Source organism: Burkholderia sp. 9775_39, assembly GCF_015712225.1.
Classification (GTDB): Bacteria; Pseudomonadota; Gammaproteobacteria; order Burkholderiales; family Burkholderiaceae; genus Burkholderia; species Burkholderia cenocepacia.
In genome coordinates this window covers 91509-105995 of record NZ_JACCQC010000012.1, presented here as the reverse complement: position 1 = coordinate 105995, position 14487 = coordinate 91509, and the positions used below count along the sequence as shown (strand labels likewise).

At 60.1% G+C, this 14487-nt stretch carries 14 protein-coding genes and 1 pseudogene; 3 read left to right on the top strand and 12 right to left on the bottom strand.

The window, feature by feature from the left end:
• Positions 1–456 precede the first annotated feature (456 nt).
• The 8 genes from H0X90_RS17980 to H0X90_RS17945 form a co-directional block, all read right to left on the bottom strand.
• Positions 457–3318 carry a DUF927 domain-containing protein gene (locus H0X90_RS17980; protein ID WP_077188933.1) on the bottom strand — a complete coding sequence of 954 codons (2862 nt, stop codon included), beginning with the start codon at positions 3316–3318 and terminating at the stop codon, positions 457–459.
• 127 nt (positions 3319–3445) lie between these two features.
• Positions 3446–3772: a hypothetical protein gene (locus tag H0X90_RS17975; protein ID WP_077188934.1), complete on the bottom strand. Its 327-nt coding sequence runs from the start codon at positions 3770–3772 to the stop codon at positions 3446–3448.
• A 9-nt stretch (positions 3773–3781) separates the two neighbouring features.
• Positions 3782–4129 (bottom strand): hypothetical protein, encoded by a 348-nt coding sequence (locus H0X90_RS17970; protein ID WP_004522579.1) that lies wholly within the window; start codon positions 4127–4129, stop codon positions 3782–3784.
• Entirely contained in the window at positions 4122–4334 is a 213-nt protein-coding gene (locus H0X90_RS17965) for a hypothetical protein (RefSeq protein WP_077188935.1), read from the bottom strand. The genes H0X90_RS17970 and H0X90_RS17965 overlap by 8 nt, the downstream gene beginning before the upstream one ends.
• Positions 4327–4629: a hypothetical protein gene (locus H0X90_RS17960; protein WP_077188936.1), complete on the bottom strand. Its 303-nt coding sequence runs from the start codon at positions 4627–4629 to the stop codon at positions 4327–4329. The genes H0X90_RS17965 and H0X90_RS17960 overlap by 8 nt, the downstream gene beginning before the upstream one ends.
• A complete protein-coding gene (locus tag H0X90_RS17955; protein WP_012329039.1) occupies positions 4622–4798 on the bottom strand; it encodes a hypothetical protein in 177 nt (58 codons plus the stop codon). The genes H0X90_RS17960 and H0X90_RS17955 overlap by 8 nt, the downstream gene beginning before the upstream one ends.
• Before the next feature lie 330 nt (positions 4799–5128).
• Complete coding sequence (locus tag H0X90_RS17950; RefSeq protein ID WP_077188937.1) at positions 5129–5653, bottom strand: hypothetical protein; 525 nt, start codon at positions 5651–5653, stop codon at positions 5129–5131.
• Positions 5650–5946, bottom strand: a complete 297-nt coding sequence (locus tag H0X90_RS17945) for an AlpA family transcriptional regulator (RefSeq protein ID WP_227739783.1) — start codon at positions 5944–5946, stop codon at positions 5650–5652. The genes H0X90_RS17950 and H0X90_RS17945 overlap by 4 nt, the downstream gene beginning before the upstream one ends.
• Before the next feature lie 478 nt (positions 5947–6424).
• Here H0X90_RS17945 and H0X90_RS17940 point away from each other — a divergent pair, with 478 nt between their 5' ends.
• A complete protein-coding gene (locus H0X90_RS17940; protein WP_125345935.1) occupies positions 6425–7168 on the top strand; it encodes a hypothetical protein in 744 nt (247 codons plus the stop codon).
• A gap of 273 nt (positions 7169–7441) precedes the next feature.
• Here H0X90_RS17940 and H0X90_RS17935 read toward each other — a convergent pair whose 3' ends face one another.
• Complete coding sequence (locus tag H0X90_RS17935; RefSeq protein WP_125345937.1) at positions 7442–8827, bottom strand: hypothetical protein; 1386 nt, start codon at positions 8825–8827, stop codon at positions 7442–7444.
• A 392-nt stretch (positions 8828–9219) separates the two neighbouring features.
• Here H0X90_RS17935 and H0X90_RS17930 point away from each other — a divergent pair, with 392 nt between their 5' ends.
• Entirely contained in the window at positions 9220–9795 is a 576-nt protein-coding gene (locus H0X90_RS17930; RefSeq protein ID WP_077188939.1) for a recombinase family protein, read from the top strand.
• A gap of 134 nt (positions 9796–9929) precedes the next feature.
• Here the strand turns inward: H0X90_RS17930 and H0X90_RS17925 are convergent.
• Positions 9930–10428 (bottom strand): annotated as a pseudogene (locus tag H0X90_RS17925) (toprim domain-containing protein); the annotation flags it as partial.
• Between the two features lie 324 nt (positions 10429–10752).
• On the bottom strand, positions 10753–12051 hold the full coding sequence (locus tag H0X90_RS17920) for a hypothetical protein (protein WP_077188940.1): 1299 nt from the start codon (positions 12049–12051) through the stop codon (positions 10753–10755).
• Positions 12052–12324: 273 nt separating this feature from the next.
• Here H0X90_RS17920 and H0X90_RS17915 point away from each other — a divergent pair, with 273 nt between their 5' ends.
• Complete coding sequence (locus H0X90_RS17915) at positions 12325–13290, top strand: HEPN domain-containing protein (protein ID WP_196438158.1); 966 nt, start codon at positions 12325–12327, stop codon at positions 13288–13290.
• Positions 13291–13369: 79 nt separating this feature from the next.
• On the opposite strand, the gene H0X90_RS17910 is transcribed toward H0X90_RS17915, so the two are convergent.
• Positions 13370–14485 (bottom strand): DUF3396 domain-containing protein, encoded by a 1116-nt coding sequence (locus H0X90_RS17910; RefSeq protein WP_077188942.1) that lies wholly within the window; start codon positions 14483–14485, stop codon positions 13370–13372.
• Between the last annotated feature and the right edge of the window lie 2 nt (positions 14486–14487).

Sequence of the window (14487 nt, the reverse complement as noted above, 5' to 3'; positions counted from 1 at the left end):
CCCTAGACGCAGGGTCCCCCGCTTTCTGGCCGCCATGACACTTACAGTCGGCGCAACAATGCCCGATCGGGGCGCATCGTGGACACCCCCCCTCAAAAACACGTTGTCGACGGACCTCGAATCCCGGAGAACCGCGCCCCGTCTAGCTTCGCGGTCGCTACGGTCGGTCGACACCTGTCCGCTCAGTGCAAAACGAGTTGGAGATTTGGAGATAAACGCCTGAATCGGCCGCAAAGCCTTATGAGGTAAGGCTTCGCGTGTCTCCAAACGATTTGGAGAACGCTGGAGATACTGGAGATAAACCGGGCCGAATTGTTACGGTTACGGCAAGATTCACGGCCATTGCCGGCCCGGTTCCGTCTGGCGCGGATCGCTCAAAGTAACTTTGACGCGCGGGCCAAAAATGCCGCGCAAAGGAATGCCCGCCACCGCCCTCCCGGACGGCGGCGGTGCATTTCACAGTTCGAGTGTGAAGATCGACGGCAGCACGCGGTAGACCATGAATTTCCCGTGACCGGGGATGTACTCCTGCCGGTACGGATAGCCGTCGCTACGCGGCATCAGCACGCCCCGCTTCATCAGTGCCTTGGCGACGATCTTGTGATCGAAGCCGGCGCACACGTCCTTGCGAAACACGGCCGCCTCGATCAGGTATTCCGTCTCGACGCTTTCCGCATCGTCGGCGCTCATCTTGCCGCCGAACTCGGCGTAATACTCGCGATCGGACGCGATGGGCGTGCGCCGCTCGTCGCGCTTCACGTGCTGCTTAAAACCCGCTCGATGCGGCACGTTCGGCCGATGGTCGTCCTGCGCCCGGTTCATCCACACGAAACGGTTGTCGCCGTGCGCGGCGAGGAAATGCTGTACCTGCCGCACGGCTTCCGCCTCGTCCGAGTTGCCGGTGCCGCCGCGCAGTTCGAGCCAGCCTTCGAAGCAGCGACGCGCAGCCTCAACCGCTTCGCCCTGCGGCCAGCCGGTCAGCCCGTGCGCCGTCGCCAGCTCGCCCGCCACCGCAACGAGGCAGAACCGCTTTGCGACACGCGCGACCTGCGAATGCGAACCGTCCGGCACCCATTGCCCGACCAGCTCATCGACGCGGATGCGCAGATGCTCGGCCAGCTCGCCGGCCTGCGACGACGCCCACTCAATGAAAGCGGGGCCGGCCGTGCCGTAGTGAATGCCGGCGTGCCGCTCAAGATGCTCGATCAGCGCGGCCGGCGTCGGGAAACCGTGCAGCTTTTCCACGACGCCCATTTCGCCGACCTCGGCCGGGATCGCGGGCAAGCGCACCTCGATACCGCCTTTCATCGGCTTGTTGCCCTCGGCCATCAGCGCGGACACGCTCTTTTCGCCGTTCGACAGGAACAGCAGCCGCCACGTGAGAACCGGCTTTGCCGAACCGCTGCGCGACGCGCGGGCCTTGCCCGACTCGTTCGCGAGCATGTAGATCACATCGCCGACCAAGCGCGGCTCGACCTGCCCGATTTCATCGAGGATCAGCAGCGCGTCGCTATGCTGCGTGGCGACCGCTTCGAGGGCGTTGTCGGTCGCCTTCCAGCTCCGCACGTAGTCCGGCGAGCCGAACACGGACGCGGCGATAACGCCGCCCGTCGACTTGCCTTTCGACGTCGTGCCGAGCAGGTGAAAGCCGCCCGACTGAAGCCCGGAGAAGTGCAGCAGCGGACCAGCGAAGGCGGTAGCGACGCAGAACAGCAGCCGGCTATTGCCGACACAGTAGGCCGCGACCTCGCGTTGCCAGTCGTCGAGCGTACCGCGCTCCTTGAATTGGCTCTGAATGGGCGTGTCGGCCTGATAGATCAGCGCCTCTTTGCCGGTGCCGATGACGCGATCGGGCAGCACGAACGCGCCGTGATGCCAGCCGACGCGCGGCACGCAGCGCACGCGCTCGTCCGGCTGCGCCATCTGCACATAGTTCGCGATCTGCGTGCGGGCGATCTGCGTCACGCCGAGCTTCACGCCCATATCGAGCAGCATGCGACGCAGCTCCGTGCCATCGCCGGCAAAGAGGCCGGCCGGCACCGCCCACCGTTTCAGGATGCCGTCGCGATCGGTGAATTCGAGCAGGTAGCCCCACTCGCTGTTCATCTCGTTGCGCGTCTCCGCGATCACGTCGATACGCGTGCTGACCCAATGCGGCGGCAGCGGATCGCCCTGATTGTTGAAGCCGTGAAACCACACGCCCTTGTCGTCGACGACGAACCGCGACTTGCCGTCCTGCGCGCGGGCCGTTTTCGGGCGCTTGGCGGGCTTCGCGGCCGCTGGAGCGGCCTTGCCCTTGCCGGCGTCAGTCGAGCCGGCCGGCGCGAGCGCAGCGCGCACGGCGGCGGCGACCGCATCCGGGCCGACGTGCGCAGCCAGGTCGTTGAAGTCGGTCCCGTTCGCCGGGCGGTTCGGACCGAAGTCGGGCACGGCGACGATGCCGGCGACGGCCTCGGCCGCCGCGCGGGCCTTCGTCACGCCCGGATTGCCCTTTGTCGTGTGGTCGTCGTCCGCGCACACGACGATGCGGGCGTCCGGATACTGGCCGCGCAACGCCGTCGCGACCGCATGCAGGTTGCCGGCGTCGAACGCGACGGCGGCCGGATAGCCGGTCGCGGCCGCAAGCGTCGCGCACGTAGCGTAACCCTCGCCAATCAGCAGCGTGGACGGCGCGGAAGATAGCGGGCCGCCGATCAACGAGAAGCAGCCCGCCTTGCGGCCGTTCGGCAGATAACGTTTCTGGCCGTCCGTCAGGATGAATTCCAGCGTCCACAGCTTGCCGTCCGCGTCGTGGGCCGGGATGACGAGTGCGCCGTCGCATGCGGCCGTGCCGATGCACAAGCCGCCGCGATAGACGCGCAGCGCGTCGACCGGGACGCGCTTGCGAACGAGATACGGGTGATCGGCCGGCGCGGGCTCGGCCGCCGACCAGATCGACTCAGCGAGCGCCGACGCGGCTTGCTGTTTCTCGGTCAGTTCGGCCAGCTCGACCGCTTCGCGGGCCGCGCGCTCGGCTTTCTGCCGCTCGCGCTCCGCTGGATCGACTGGCTTTGCTCGATGCGCACGCGGATCGAAGCCGCTTTGTTTGGCAAGGTGAAACAGCGTGTTGATGGTGATCTTGCCGCCCTTGAACGACTTCCAGACATCCCGCGCGTCCTTGCCGTTGTAGTTCTGCGCGCCTTGGCTCCATTCGTTCCAGAGGGCGAAGCCCTCCTCGCCAAACTCGGCCTTGAGCGCCATTCCCACCTGACGCCACGTGTCGCGGTCGTCGGGCGGGACATAGCCGAGCGCGACTCTCGCCCGCTCGAATTCGGACATGGGTGCGTTACTCATAGGTTCCCACTGGACGCGCGTCGGCAGGGTTCCGATTAGTAGTCCATATCGGATAGGCAGCTACCCGACGCGCGAAGAATTGAATGATTCGATGATGCCTAGCGCCGCAGCGTCAGCCGGCCGCGCGAGGCACCGACAGAACCGCACCGCCGGCCGTGACGTCGTTGCTGTAGACGTAGCGGCCGAGCCGCGACTCGCCGAGTGCGTCGTTGGCCGCCTCCAGCGCCGCGCCGATCGACGGCAGGGACGCGCGGAACAGGCTCAGCACAAGCCAGTAGTCGTCATCGGACATTGCCTTCTCGGCCGCCCAATGCAGGCTGTCCAGCAGCTCCATGGCGTCACTGATCCGCGTGCCGATGCGGTTGCGGTCGGGGCGATTCACCTCGGCCACGAAGTGCGACGCGAGCGGTTGCACGGCATTCTTGTTCGTCTTTGCCATGACCGCCCCTCAATGCGTCGTGCGCGGTTCGCGCGTGACGAGGCCGAGCGCCGCGAACAGGTGCTGTTGCACGCGCCCCATCAAGCCGGCCGCGAACGCTTGGCGGCTGATCGTCACGCGGTGCGCGTCGACGTCGCCCGCGTCCTGCATGGAGGCTTCCATGCCGCGCGCGAACGCAGCGGCTTGATGCGCCGCGTAGTCGTGCAGCCGCACATCGCCTTTCAGGTCGAGCCACGCGTCGGCGCAGATCGCGCCCAAGTCGACGGCGAATTGCAGCTCGATCGGTGCGCCCGTATCGAGCGGCGGGGCGTTGTCGAATCCGTCGACAACCGCGGTTCGGATGCGCTGGTCAGTCATGGCACACCTCCGGCTGCGCGGTGCGGCGCATTTCGGCGGAGTACCGGCTCGCAACGCTTTGCCCCATGTCGACGAGCGCGCGCTCGTAGGTACCCTCAGCAAGATGCGAACGGACAGCATCGAACAGGGCTTCGAGCTGGGCGAACTGATGGGCCGCACACATGGCGATCATCGCGACTTCGTTCGGCAGGCGGTATTTAGACATGGCGCACCTCCAGAATCGATGCGAGGAGGTGCCGGACGTCGACCGTGCAATCCAGCTCCGCTTCGCCGCGAATCGGCGTGAGGTTCCAGTCATAGACGGCCGCGTGCGCGAAATCGCCCGACCGGCGACCGCAGACGCTACGCCCCGAGACCGGGCCGCCCAAGATCCGCACGCGCCAATCGTGATCGGGCGTCGGGCGAGCCGATGCCACCTCGACGAGCATGCCGATGCGTGAGCGTGCATCGCACTTCGTAACGATCGCCAGATCGCCGATCTTGCAGCGCAGGTCAGCCATGGCGAACCTCCGCACGGACGAGCGCCGCGATCGCGGCCAATGCCGCACCGGTTGCGTCGAGCGCGTCTTGATACGTGCTGGCGGTTGCTGCGTCGCGCAGTGCTGCGCGGACGATGGATTGAATGAGGTGGGATTGCTGCCCGGTATGGGCGTGCGTGGACTGGCGCATTGAATGCGACCTCCTTGGACGGGTTGAACCCGCTCCCCACTGCAAATTGGGGTGGGCGGGCAGACGGCAGGGTTTGCAGACCGGCGTCCAAGGGAACCGGCAGGCCGAAGCCTCCCCACCGTCGCCCACCCATTGATCGTAGAGGCGCGCGAAGGCACACGGACGTAAAAAAACCGCACTGCGGCGGTCGTCCGCCTTGGAACTGTCGGGCTGCAAATCCCGGTCGCTGTTGTCTCAGCGACGCGCACAGGATACCGCGCGATGCTGGACGACGCAAATCGCGACGCCCACACCGTATATTGCCTAGTGCAAAGCGACTTTGGGCGAGCATCAGGCGGCCTCCCCCTTGAGCACGGCGGTCGCCAGCTTGAGCTGTTCGATATCCAGTCGCGAGCTGCCCTGCGCCAGTGATTGGCCGAGCGCGACCCCCTGCAGCAGGGCACTAACTTGCAAGCGGCGCGTTCTGTCCGTGCACTGCGCATCGATGTCGTTGTAAAGCGCACGATAGGCTTTCCGCAGCTGTCGGTACTGTTGACGACGATAGTTCGCCGAATTCTGTTCAGCAGCGGCGATCGCCTGGACGAACTTCTCGCAGGCGGTGCCAAGTTGCTTTGTCGTCAGATGCGGGGCTTCGAGCGCGAGCGTCGAGGCGAGGGTGACGGCGATCGCTACGAGCTTCCCGATGTCGTCGCCACGATTCCAGAAGCAACCCTCGATGTCATCGAGGATTCCGGCGAGCTTGCGGAGGCGGGCGTCGCAGCAATGCACGAACGCGGCGTCGCGCGCCGTGACGGCCGCGCCCATCGCGCGACCATACGGGCCGCCGCGATCGATCATAAGGGAGGGCGCGCTCATGCTTGCTCCCGCGTCGATTGGCGGGATTCGACCCAGTTCTGGACGTCTTGCGCGCGCCAGCCGACGCTCCTGGCCCCTAACTGGACCGGCGCTGGAAACTTGCCTTCACGAATCCAGCGATACAGCGTCGTTTTCTTGACGCCGACACAATCCAGCACACCAATAAGTCGAAGAATCTTAAGAGCCATTTTCTGTTCAGAAATGGCCTGTTCCGCAAAAAAGAGGAAAGCGGCAGCAATAAACCGCGCCGTACTATCAAAGTACGGGCGCAATGAGGTTTGCAGAAGACGCACAAAGTAACTTTGCAAAGTTACTTTGCACGGCGCGCCGCGCGCGGTATCATTCGTCCTAACAAGAGCTATGCGTTTCCTAGGCGCGGTGGCTCTTGTGGTTCCTCCAATTATGGAACAGGCAGCCAAGCCAAAAAATCGCCGGTGGGATGTGTTGGTAGCACACCCCCGGCACCCTCTCGTCGGCGCGACGAAATATGCTTAACGACTGAGCATTCCCCGCCTTTTTCCTTGCATCGCCCACAGATTCCTAGAGCCGTGTTCGATTAGGTGCCAACAAGTACCGCAATTATATCGAAAGGTCTGCCCCCATAAAAGATTTGTCTCGGATTATCTAAGACTGCAATACATGGTGTTACTGTTCGGCCAGAAGGCTACATTCGCCTCCCTATGTTTATGTGCTCACCATGGGCAGCGGTTGTGATCTGCCCTTCGTTCAATCGGGGCCTGACGGTACCGCTTAACTCAAACGTTAGATGCTATGAAGACCATCGCCGCATGCCCAGATTGCATTCAAGAAGCGTCAAAGGATGGGAGGCAACCCAAGTTCAATCCGATAGCCGGCGAACTTGATGACAATGGCATAATTCACGTCGCCTGCGATCGAGGACACAGCGGAGTCGTCCTATACAACGCCCGCAGATACGAAGTACTTGTACGTTCAGCCGCTCGTGCAGCGCTCGACGGATATACAAACGAAGTCGTAGCTGTTATGTCCTCGGCACTAGAACGCATATACGAGTTCTACATCCGGGTCTCGTCCCGGGCAAAGGGTACCCCGCAAGAAACGGTTGAGGCGGCTTGGAAAAATGTCGCTGCACAGTCAGAACGCCAATTTGGCGCATTTCAGTTCCTCTATATGCTTGACCAGAGCCACCCGTTCAAGCTTGAGCCACGCATTACCGAGACGCGTAACAAAGTGGTCCACCGAGGTAAAATTGTGCGGGAGGCGGAGGCCCTCGAATTTGCCGAAAGTGTCTACAGCGTAATCCAACACCTTCAGACAGAGCTTCAATCGAAGTTTCCCCAATTCGTAGCCGAAGAGGTCGAGCGCGAGATGAAAGTCCAGCTGTCGCAAGTTCCAGAGGGCGTTAACCACATCACATTGTCCACCACCACCGTGAACGTGGACGAGTCTAAGAACGAGGTCACCGGAGTCGTGACTAAGTTCATTGAGCATGTTGCAGCCATACATCAGTCGCGCGAGCGTGGTTTTCCTTCATAGCATCAAAAATTCGTCCGAGTCGACCGCTACTTCGTGATGGCGGTTTTGCTTAAGCATTAGTTGAACGTCTGCAGTGGGTTGGCATTCGTCCAGGCGCTCGCATGGACATCCGTATGTCGCTCCTGCCCTGACAACGGACTTTCCTAGCGAACGCTGAACTGCTCGGCTCCCTGGACCGAGCGGTCCAGCAGCCGACTATCCTTTCAATTCGACAGACACTTGAATTGCTCCCAGATCTCGTCGTGTGCTAACCGGTGGAGAGTTCAGCGTGAGTCATATAGGGCGCCCGCTAATCACGAACTTTACGAAGTCGTCAAAACTATCACGGACTTGCCCGTTTTTCTCGCGTAATCTCGCATAGTCATCGATACGTTCAAGGGCGCGAATAAGGACAAGACGGACGAAGGCCTCGCTCAACTGCCGCATCTCGAAGTAATCAGATTTCAATACCGTTTTTCCGCCATGTATCAGCTGAGATCTTCCGTCTGAATAAACCAATTCAACCATTTTCTTCAAAGTGATTTTTGAACCATATACGAACTCATCTTCCTTCATTTTTAGTAGGCCAGAACAGAATCGGAGCATTTGAGATACTTTTCCCGAACTTCGCCCAAAAATATCCAGCGAAGCGCCAAGTGCGATTATGGCCGCCGCGTCCAGTTCTTCGCGGAGCGACTTGCCGAACCAGAATAGTGCGGTAAGCCATCTTTCGCTAATGTTCGGACACTGGGCATCTGTACCAGATGAAGTTACAGCAAAAATTCGCGCTCCGGCATTGGCAAAAAAAGTCGATTTGGTTTGCACAAGCCGGCTAAAGCCGTTCACCCCCTCTACACCAACTTCTGAAAATACCTGCTTTTTTTGAAGTCTGTCAGTTCCCTCAAAATGCGACAGCCGCTGATTCATAGGTGCAGGGCGTCGTTCCCACTTGTGACGGACGACTCTCAATGAGTTGTGGTCGAAAACAAGCTGCAAGCAATAGATAGCAAGTTCCACATTCACCAGCGTATTCTCTCGAGACCTCTCATAATCAGTGTCGACGTCTCTGCTCCAGGCGACCCAATTCGACCCGGCGAGGGCCGAGCGCAAAGTCGCCCAACCCTCGCCTATTGCCCCTCCGTCAGGCTTGTCGGTCCTTGCAAGAGCGGACCACGGCATCGCATCCTCATCCATTAGAGGGCCGCTTTCAAACAGCGCGCGGGGAACAAATGAGATCGGACCGATCTTAAATGGACTTTCCGTCTCGCCATCGTCGCAAAGTAGGCATGGGACGTAATGTATTAACGCGACCGATGCGGCTTGAGTTCGACCGAACACGTACAGCTCCACCATCCCCGTGATTGTTTCAATGGTATTGCCTTCAACAACGCCTTGTGAGATGAGCTCACCGCAAGCCTTGCACACTGCCGCCCCAACTTTTGATCGGTCAATTTCCTCAGAAAAGGAGGACTTGTCCATGAAGTCATCGACAAGGGCGTCGAGTGCTGCTTGGCCTGCGAGGGTAGTGTGAAGCGTCCCACGTCTGTGCGTTGGCAAGCGCGGAACAATAAGTCCGTCTTCACCTGCCGCCAACCAAGCGTCCTTTTCATTTGCCGGCATCGAAGCAACCTTGGTCGCCTCTTCTAAAATTCGCAAAACCAAGGATTCTCGATAGTTCAACACCTTCTCCAAAAAATTAGGAACATTTGAATCGAACTGGATTCGAGCTCATGTCTTACGTTCAAGACAACCCGTTTCAGGAGGATTGAAAAGAGCGGCAAGCATTCAAGGAACATGATATAGGAATGACCGTTGTCAACCTGTGATCCGTCGTTAGATGTCACGGAGTCGAGTGTCACCAGTGGGTCGGTTGTTATCCTTTGAATAGTGGCGCCTTCCTGTCTGTCCCAGCGACCGACCAGAAGGTGGGCGGTCTCCAATCAAATGCGCCTGTCCAAAATCGATCCCTTACGGACACGGCTGCACCGGTATGTCCAAAAATAAGGGTTTCATACTTCTGGACATGATGTATGATTCGGACATCCTTTTCGAACATATTGAGTGAGTGCGGCATGTCCCGGACCTTCGCATACGCCCGCGTCAGCACGACGGACCAGACGGCAACTAATCAAATTCGTGAGATCGAAGCGGCCGGTTTCTCCGTCGACAAGCGTCGGGTTATTACGGAAAGCATTTCCGGTAGTGTCAGCGCGGACCAGCGACCGGGGTTTGCAGAACTGCTTCTCAAAATGGAAGAAGGTGACGTGCTGATCGTTACGAAGCTCGACCGACTTGGTCGGAACGCGATGGACGTGCGCGCAACCGTCGAAGCTTTGGCCCGTCGCGGTATCCGAATTCATTGCCTTGCGCTTGGCGGTGTCGACCTGACCAGTGCAGCTGGCCGGATGACGATGCAGGTCTTGAATGCTGTTGCCGAGTTTGAGCGCGACTTGTTGATCGAGCGGACGCAGGCTGGCATCGCGCGAGCAAGAGCGGAAGGGAAAGCGATGGGCCGTCCGTCTGCACTGACCAAGCAACAGCAGAACGAGGTGCGACAGCAACTAAACGAAGGGGCGAGCGTGGCTAGTCTCGCCAAGCGCTACAGCACAAGCCGTCAGACGATCATGCGGGTACGAGACGCGGCGTAAATGCCAAATCGCTGAAAGTCACTTTTCGGTAACCGCGACAATCTGAGGTCGCAATTTGCATCAGATCGACGCCGCCGTTCACGACCAGCCATGGTCGTTCAGCGAACCAATTCGGCGGTCGAAGAGCACGGCGCCGCTGTGAGCCGTTCGTAGAGCGCCCAGACAGCTTCCGGCATAGGCCGGCGGCCGGCGCGCGGGTGGCCGTCCGCGAACGGCTCGTCGTTGTCTAGGCAGATCACGACCTGTTTGCCGCGCAGGAACGCGAAGTCGATGCCGTCGACGTTCGCTAGGCCGCGAAGCGTCAATGCGGCGGTGCCAAGGGATGGCGCAGGTGTCGATCGACAGCGCGTTGATCGCGCTTTCGCCGATGAACACGCGCTTCGCCTTCTCGAGCCGGCGAGGATCGGCGGTCCAACCGTAGCCCGCTTTGTCGCCCTGGGTCTGCGTTTTGACGCCGCCGTTGAGCGCGGGATCGACATAGCACATGTCGACAACGACGACGCGAGCGTCTCCCGGTGCGCGCACGATGAACGCAGCGGCCGGGCCGGCGTGGCAGACTTCGCCGACGGCGATCTTCGAGCTGGACCACGTGTTGAAGCCGAGCGAGCGCGCGGTTATTGCCGCGTCAATCGCGCCGGCGAGAGCCCGCGGCACTGGGGCGCGACACAGCGGCGGGAGAGCGCCGAGCGGTTTCCTGGCACTGGAAATAAAAAAGCCCCCGAACTTGGGGGCTTTTGTTACCGAACGTTAAATAGCTGTGACGGTACTGAACTCGTTGCAGGAAGCGGCGTGCTCTTCGTCAGTCGGACAAATTCGCGGAGGGCTTTGCTGTCAGCTTCACTGCGATCGCGCTCGCGTCCCGTGCGAGACAGGTCCACAGGAGCTTCGTGGGCGCGATCCTTAGCAATCATTGAGGTCGCAATCTTTAAGAGAACCGTGGCGTTGGTCATATGTCCCTCATCGATAGATTTGTTGTTGGCGGAGCATGAACCGAGGATTCTTCGCGGAATCAAAGAACTGCTTACGCTTCACCCAAACAAGCCCTTCTTCGCGGGCAATAACAGCGATATCAACCGGTCCCCCGACCGACTGGCTCGGCGAGGTGACCTTTTCCTTCAGGGATTCTAGCACGATCATTGTCTCGGCAAGATGGACCATTTCGTCAATAGGTAGTGTGCCGATCGTGCCCTGAATTTTGGCGAAATTTTCTTGATGTAAGCGTTGCGTCCACTCTTGATGGAAGGCGTCTCGTGCTTGTTGGAAGAGTGTTTGGGCGTTCTGCGGAAGGCCCACACCGGCGGCAGCGCAAATGTCGGCGGGAATCTTACTGAATGTCGCGTCAATGGCATCATCGACCGCCAGGAACATGCCAAAGCCATATCCCTTCGTGAACACGTCGACCATCGACGTCGTCGCGAATTGCGAAATGTGCGACGGTTGGTCGCGGGTCACTGTCAGGGTGTTGCCCAGACTCCACACGACGGACTGGCCTGTGAAGGTCGAAACCTTTCGTTCAGCCAACTGAGGGAAAAATTGCGATTTTCCATATCCGGCAAACACCAGTCCGCTCACCTGCGGATAGCTGCCGAATTCCTTTGCGGATTGGAGGACCGTGATGCGGATCCACTCATTGATGTCGACAAAGTCGCTGACATAGGCTTGCGAATCAGCTGCCAAAGCTGCAACAGCAGTCGACGCGTCGTTAGCTAGGCTGCCACTGAGGGCGAGTTGTCGCCGCGCATCCAGTTCAGCATCGTCAAACCCGTTCAGGTAGGGCAATGAATTACATCGCGTTTCGACTGCCCCGAAATAGGCATTCCAAGCAGCAGCTCGGTCCGTGCTCGAAGCGTTCGAGTCTCTCAGAATCGGATTCTGATATACCGCGTGCGACAACAGCATCATCATCGCACGCCCGATCACGGATACGTAGTTGGCATCTCGCTCGGCGTCAGGGAAGAAAAGCTTGTTGTTCGAAATAAAGCTGACGAAGTGGTCGGCATACTCTTCAATCGTGTCGAACGAAGCTGTACCGAGGTCCTTCCGGTACTCTTTGATGATGATCTCCCACGGCACGCCGAGAAGCGAACCGCTGTCGTAGATCATGATTCCCACGGGTTGGTGATGCGACAGCTGGAAAATTTTGTTTCCGCCCTTCGAATAGCGCACCTCTGTAGTGGCGCCATTCGTATAGGTCACCGCGCTATCAGCGGCGATGACAGCAGCGTATTGATTAAGCACTGCGACTTCACATGTCATGAGTGGTCCCTCTCGTTATTGTTTCTTGGCCCCGTTTTTCTACGATCCGTTTACAAGCAGCAAATTGGGTACATTGCGATCGTGGCCGAATCTCAATCGCGTCCAACTATAAGGCAAAAAACATCGGCCGGCAGCAACACGGGCGCTAGGACGACTTCGAATACGAGTCAGCAGGAGCAGGGCTGGACATTTTGCGAGCGTGCCGATGTCCTGATTCGCGTGTGAAGAAGCAATCGCTCAAAATGTGCTTTTAATTGTTCCGACGAGAGTAGCGTGATGACCCACGAGCGAAGGAGACCAGACGAGATGGAGAGCCGGTTCGAGGCGCCCGAGGACGTGCTTACGCACTTCAAGAGGAGAAAGAAGAAGGCCCAAGAGCGGCTGGCGGCATTGGAGGGGACACCAGAGCTTTGTTTCGCCCTGTCGGGCCTTGTGTTGCACGGCGGTCCGTATGAATTTCCCGGAGTCGCAACGCTACGGGCGGTGCAGCAGCCTCCCGGGGAAATTGAACTTGCGGGCGCACTGAAGAATAAGGGACTCATGAGCGCGATTGCCCGTCACATGCCGGCGGTCACACACGAGTTGGCGGTACTGCAGAGCGCATTGAATGACCCTCAGGAGCGGCTCAACATGGGCTGGTGGATCATTTCGGCCCTTCGCTGCCGCTCTCTCGCTGATCTCCTCGTTCCCGCAGTGGCCAATGTGTCATGGGACGCTATCCCAGCAGTCGACAGTGATTCCTGTGAAGCGCAGTTGTTGGAAGACGTACCCGCTGCCCGCCGGCTCGGTCAGGTTGTCGTGGTTTCGCGAGATGCGCTTGATTGGGTTCACAAGCACCTGACGGCATGGATTGGGATTCTGGAGCGGCCCGCTTTCCGGTTGGCGGTGGATTCTGTGACGACGCACCATCAACAAGCCAATCTGAGAATGTCGGCGGCTGCGCTGTGGGCCGGGTTCGAGAGCTTATTTGGTATCAGCTCGGAATTGCGGTTTCGCCTCGCTGCGCTGTCTGCATCCTTTCTTGAGGATCGGGGGCCGGCGCGATTGGCGCTCTATCGTCGCATCAAGGCGCTATATGACTATCGATCCAAAGCAGTGCATGGCGCGGCCACGACGGATGCTCTACTGGCAGCACACATTATCGAAGTACGGGGGCTGCTCTCGCGCTTGATGTGCCGCATGACGGAAGCAGGAACACTCCCCTCGATTGACGACTTTGAGGAACGGTTGTTCAACTGAGAATCGCCCCGCGAAAACATGGCGTGCAAACGGTCAGCGCCGCGCATGTTGCACGCCAGTCGGTACGCTGAAATTACGGCTACGCATCCTCATGGAGTTTGGGCGTTTTGTGCAGCTCCACCCAGTAGGCATTGAGCTGGTCATTCGACACATCAAAGCGGCGCAGCCATCCTTCGGTCGCGACGACCGTATTGAGCAGCGGCGCAGTGCTATCGAGCGTCCCGTCCTGCAGGGTATCGACCGAATCCGCAATGATCGGCTTCAGCGCGCGATTCAGAATGACGTACGCGGCCGGCGGCGAGACGGGAATTCCCGGTCCGTTGGACACGCCGGACTCCGGCGCGACGCCGGCCTTGATCAGTAGGCCGCCGTCACCGAATGATTGGCGGGAGAACCAGTCAGGCGGAAGCATGAGCGACGATGCGCCGCCAGCCGCGCGAACTAGATCTCCGTCGAGCGCGTTCAGCCAGTCGACGGTCTTGATCTTCGTGTAGAGCTTGCGGACAGTCGATCGCATCGGATCGCCGACGTCGATGCCAGGCCCGAAACGGCGCGCGTAGAAATACTCGCTGGCTTCGTTCGGCCGCCGACCCATCGGTGGCACGTTCACGGCCAGGCCGCCGTGCCCGTGGACGGTCGGTAGACCCTTGGCGAACGCATTGAACAGCGTTTCGAATACGCCCGGCCGTTGGACGAGAAACGCGCGCGGCACCGTGAAGGCCAGGCCGTCGAGACCGCGCTTGCGCGCTGCTTTCCCTTCGCTCAGTGCGAACACGGTAAATTCGTAGAACCCGGTGGCGAGCTTGTGCTCGGCGCTCGTCATCGCGACCGCGAGCGTTTCGTCGGCGGGCACGCGCGCCGCAATGCTCTCGAATCCAGGGGCTTTGTCGTATTGGGCCGGCTCTTCGCCCTCGGCGTACAGCCAGCGCAGCGGCCCGGATTTCGAGGGCTGCTCGCCGGCTGCTACCTCGAGCGCGTGGTGATATTCCTCGATCGCCGCGTTGTATTGCGTGAAGCAGCGCACCAGGGCTTGGCGGACGGCGGGTGTGAAGCCGTCGCGAAAGTAGAGCACGCCCCGCACAACCAAGGCGGCACCGGTGATGCCCTTCTGGTGCGCGGGCTCGTACAGGCCGAAGGGCATCGTGTCCGCTCGGCGCGGATCCTTGGCCCAGGCAGCGATTTCGTCGTTTGTCATGG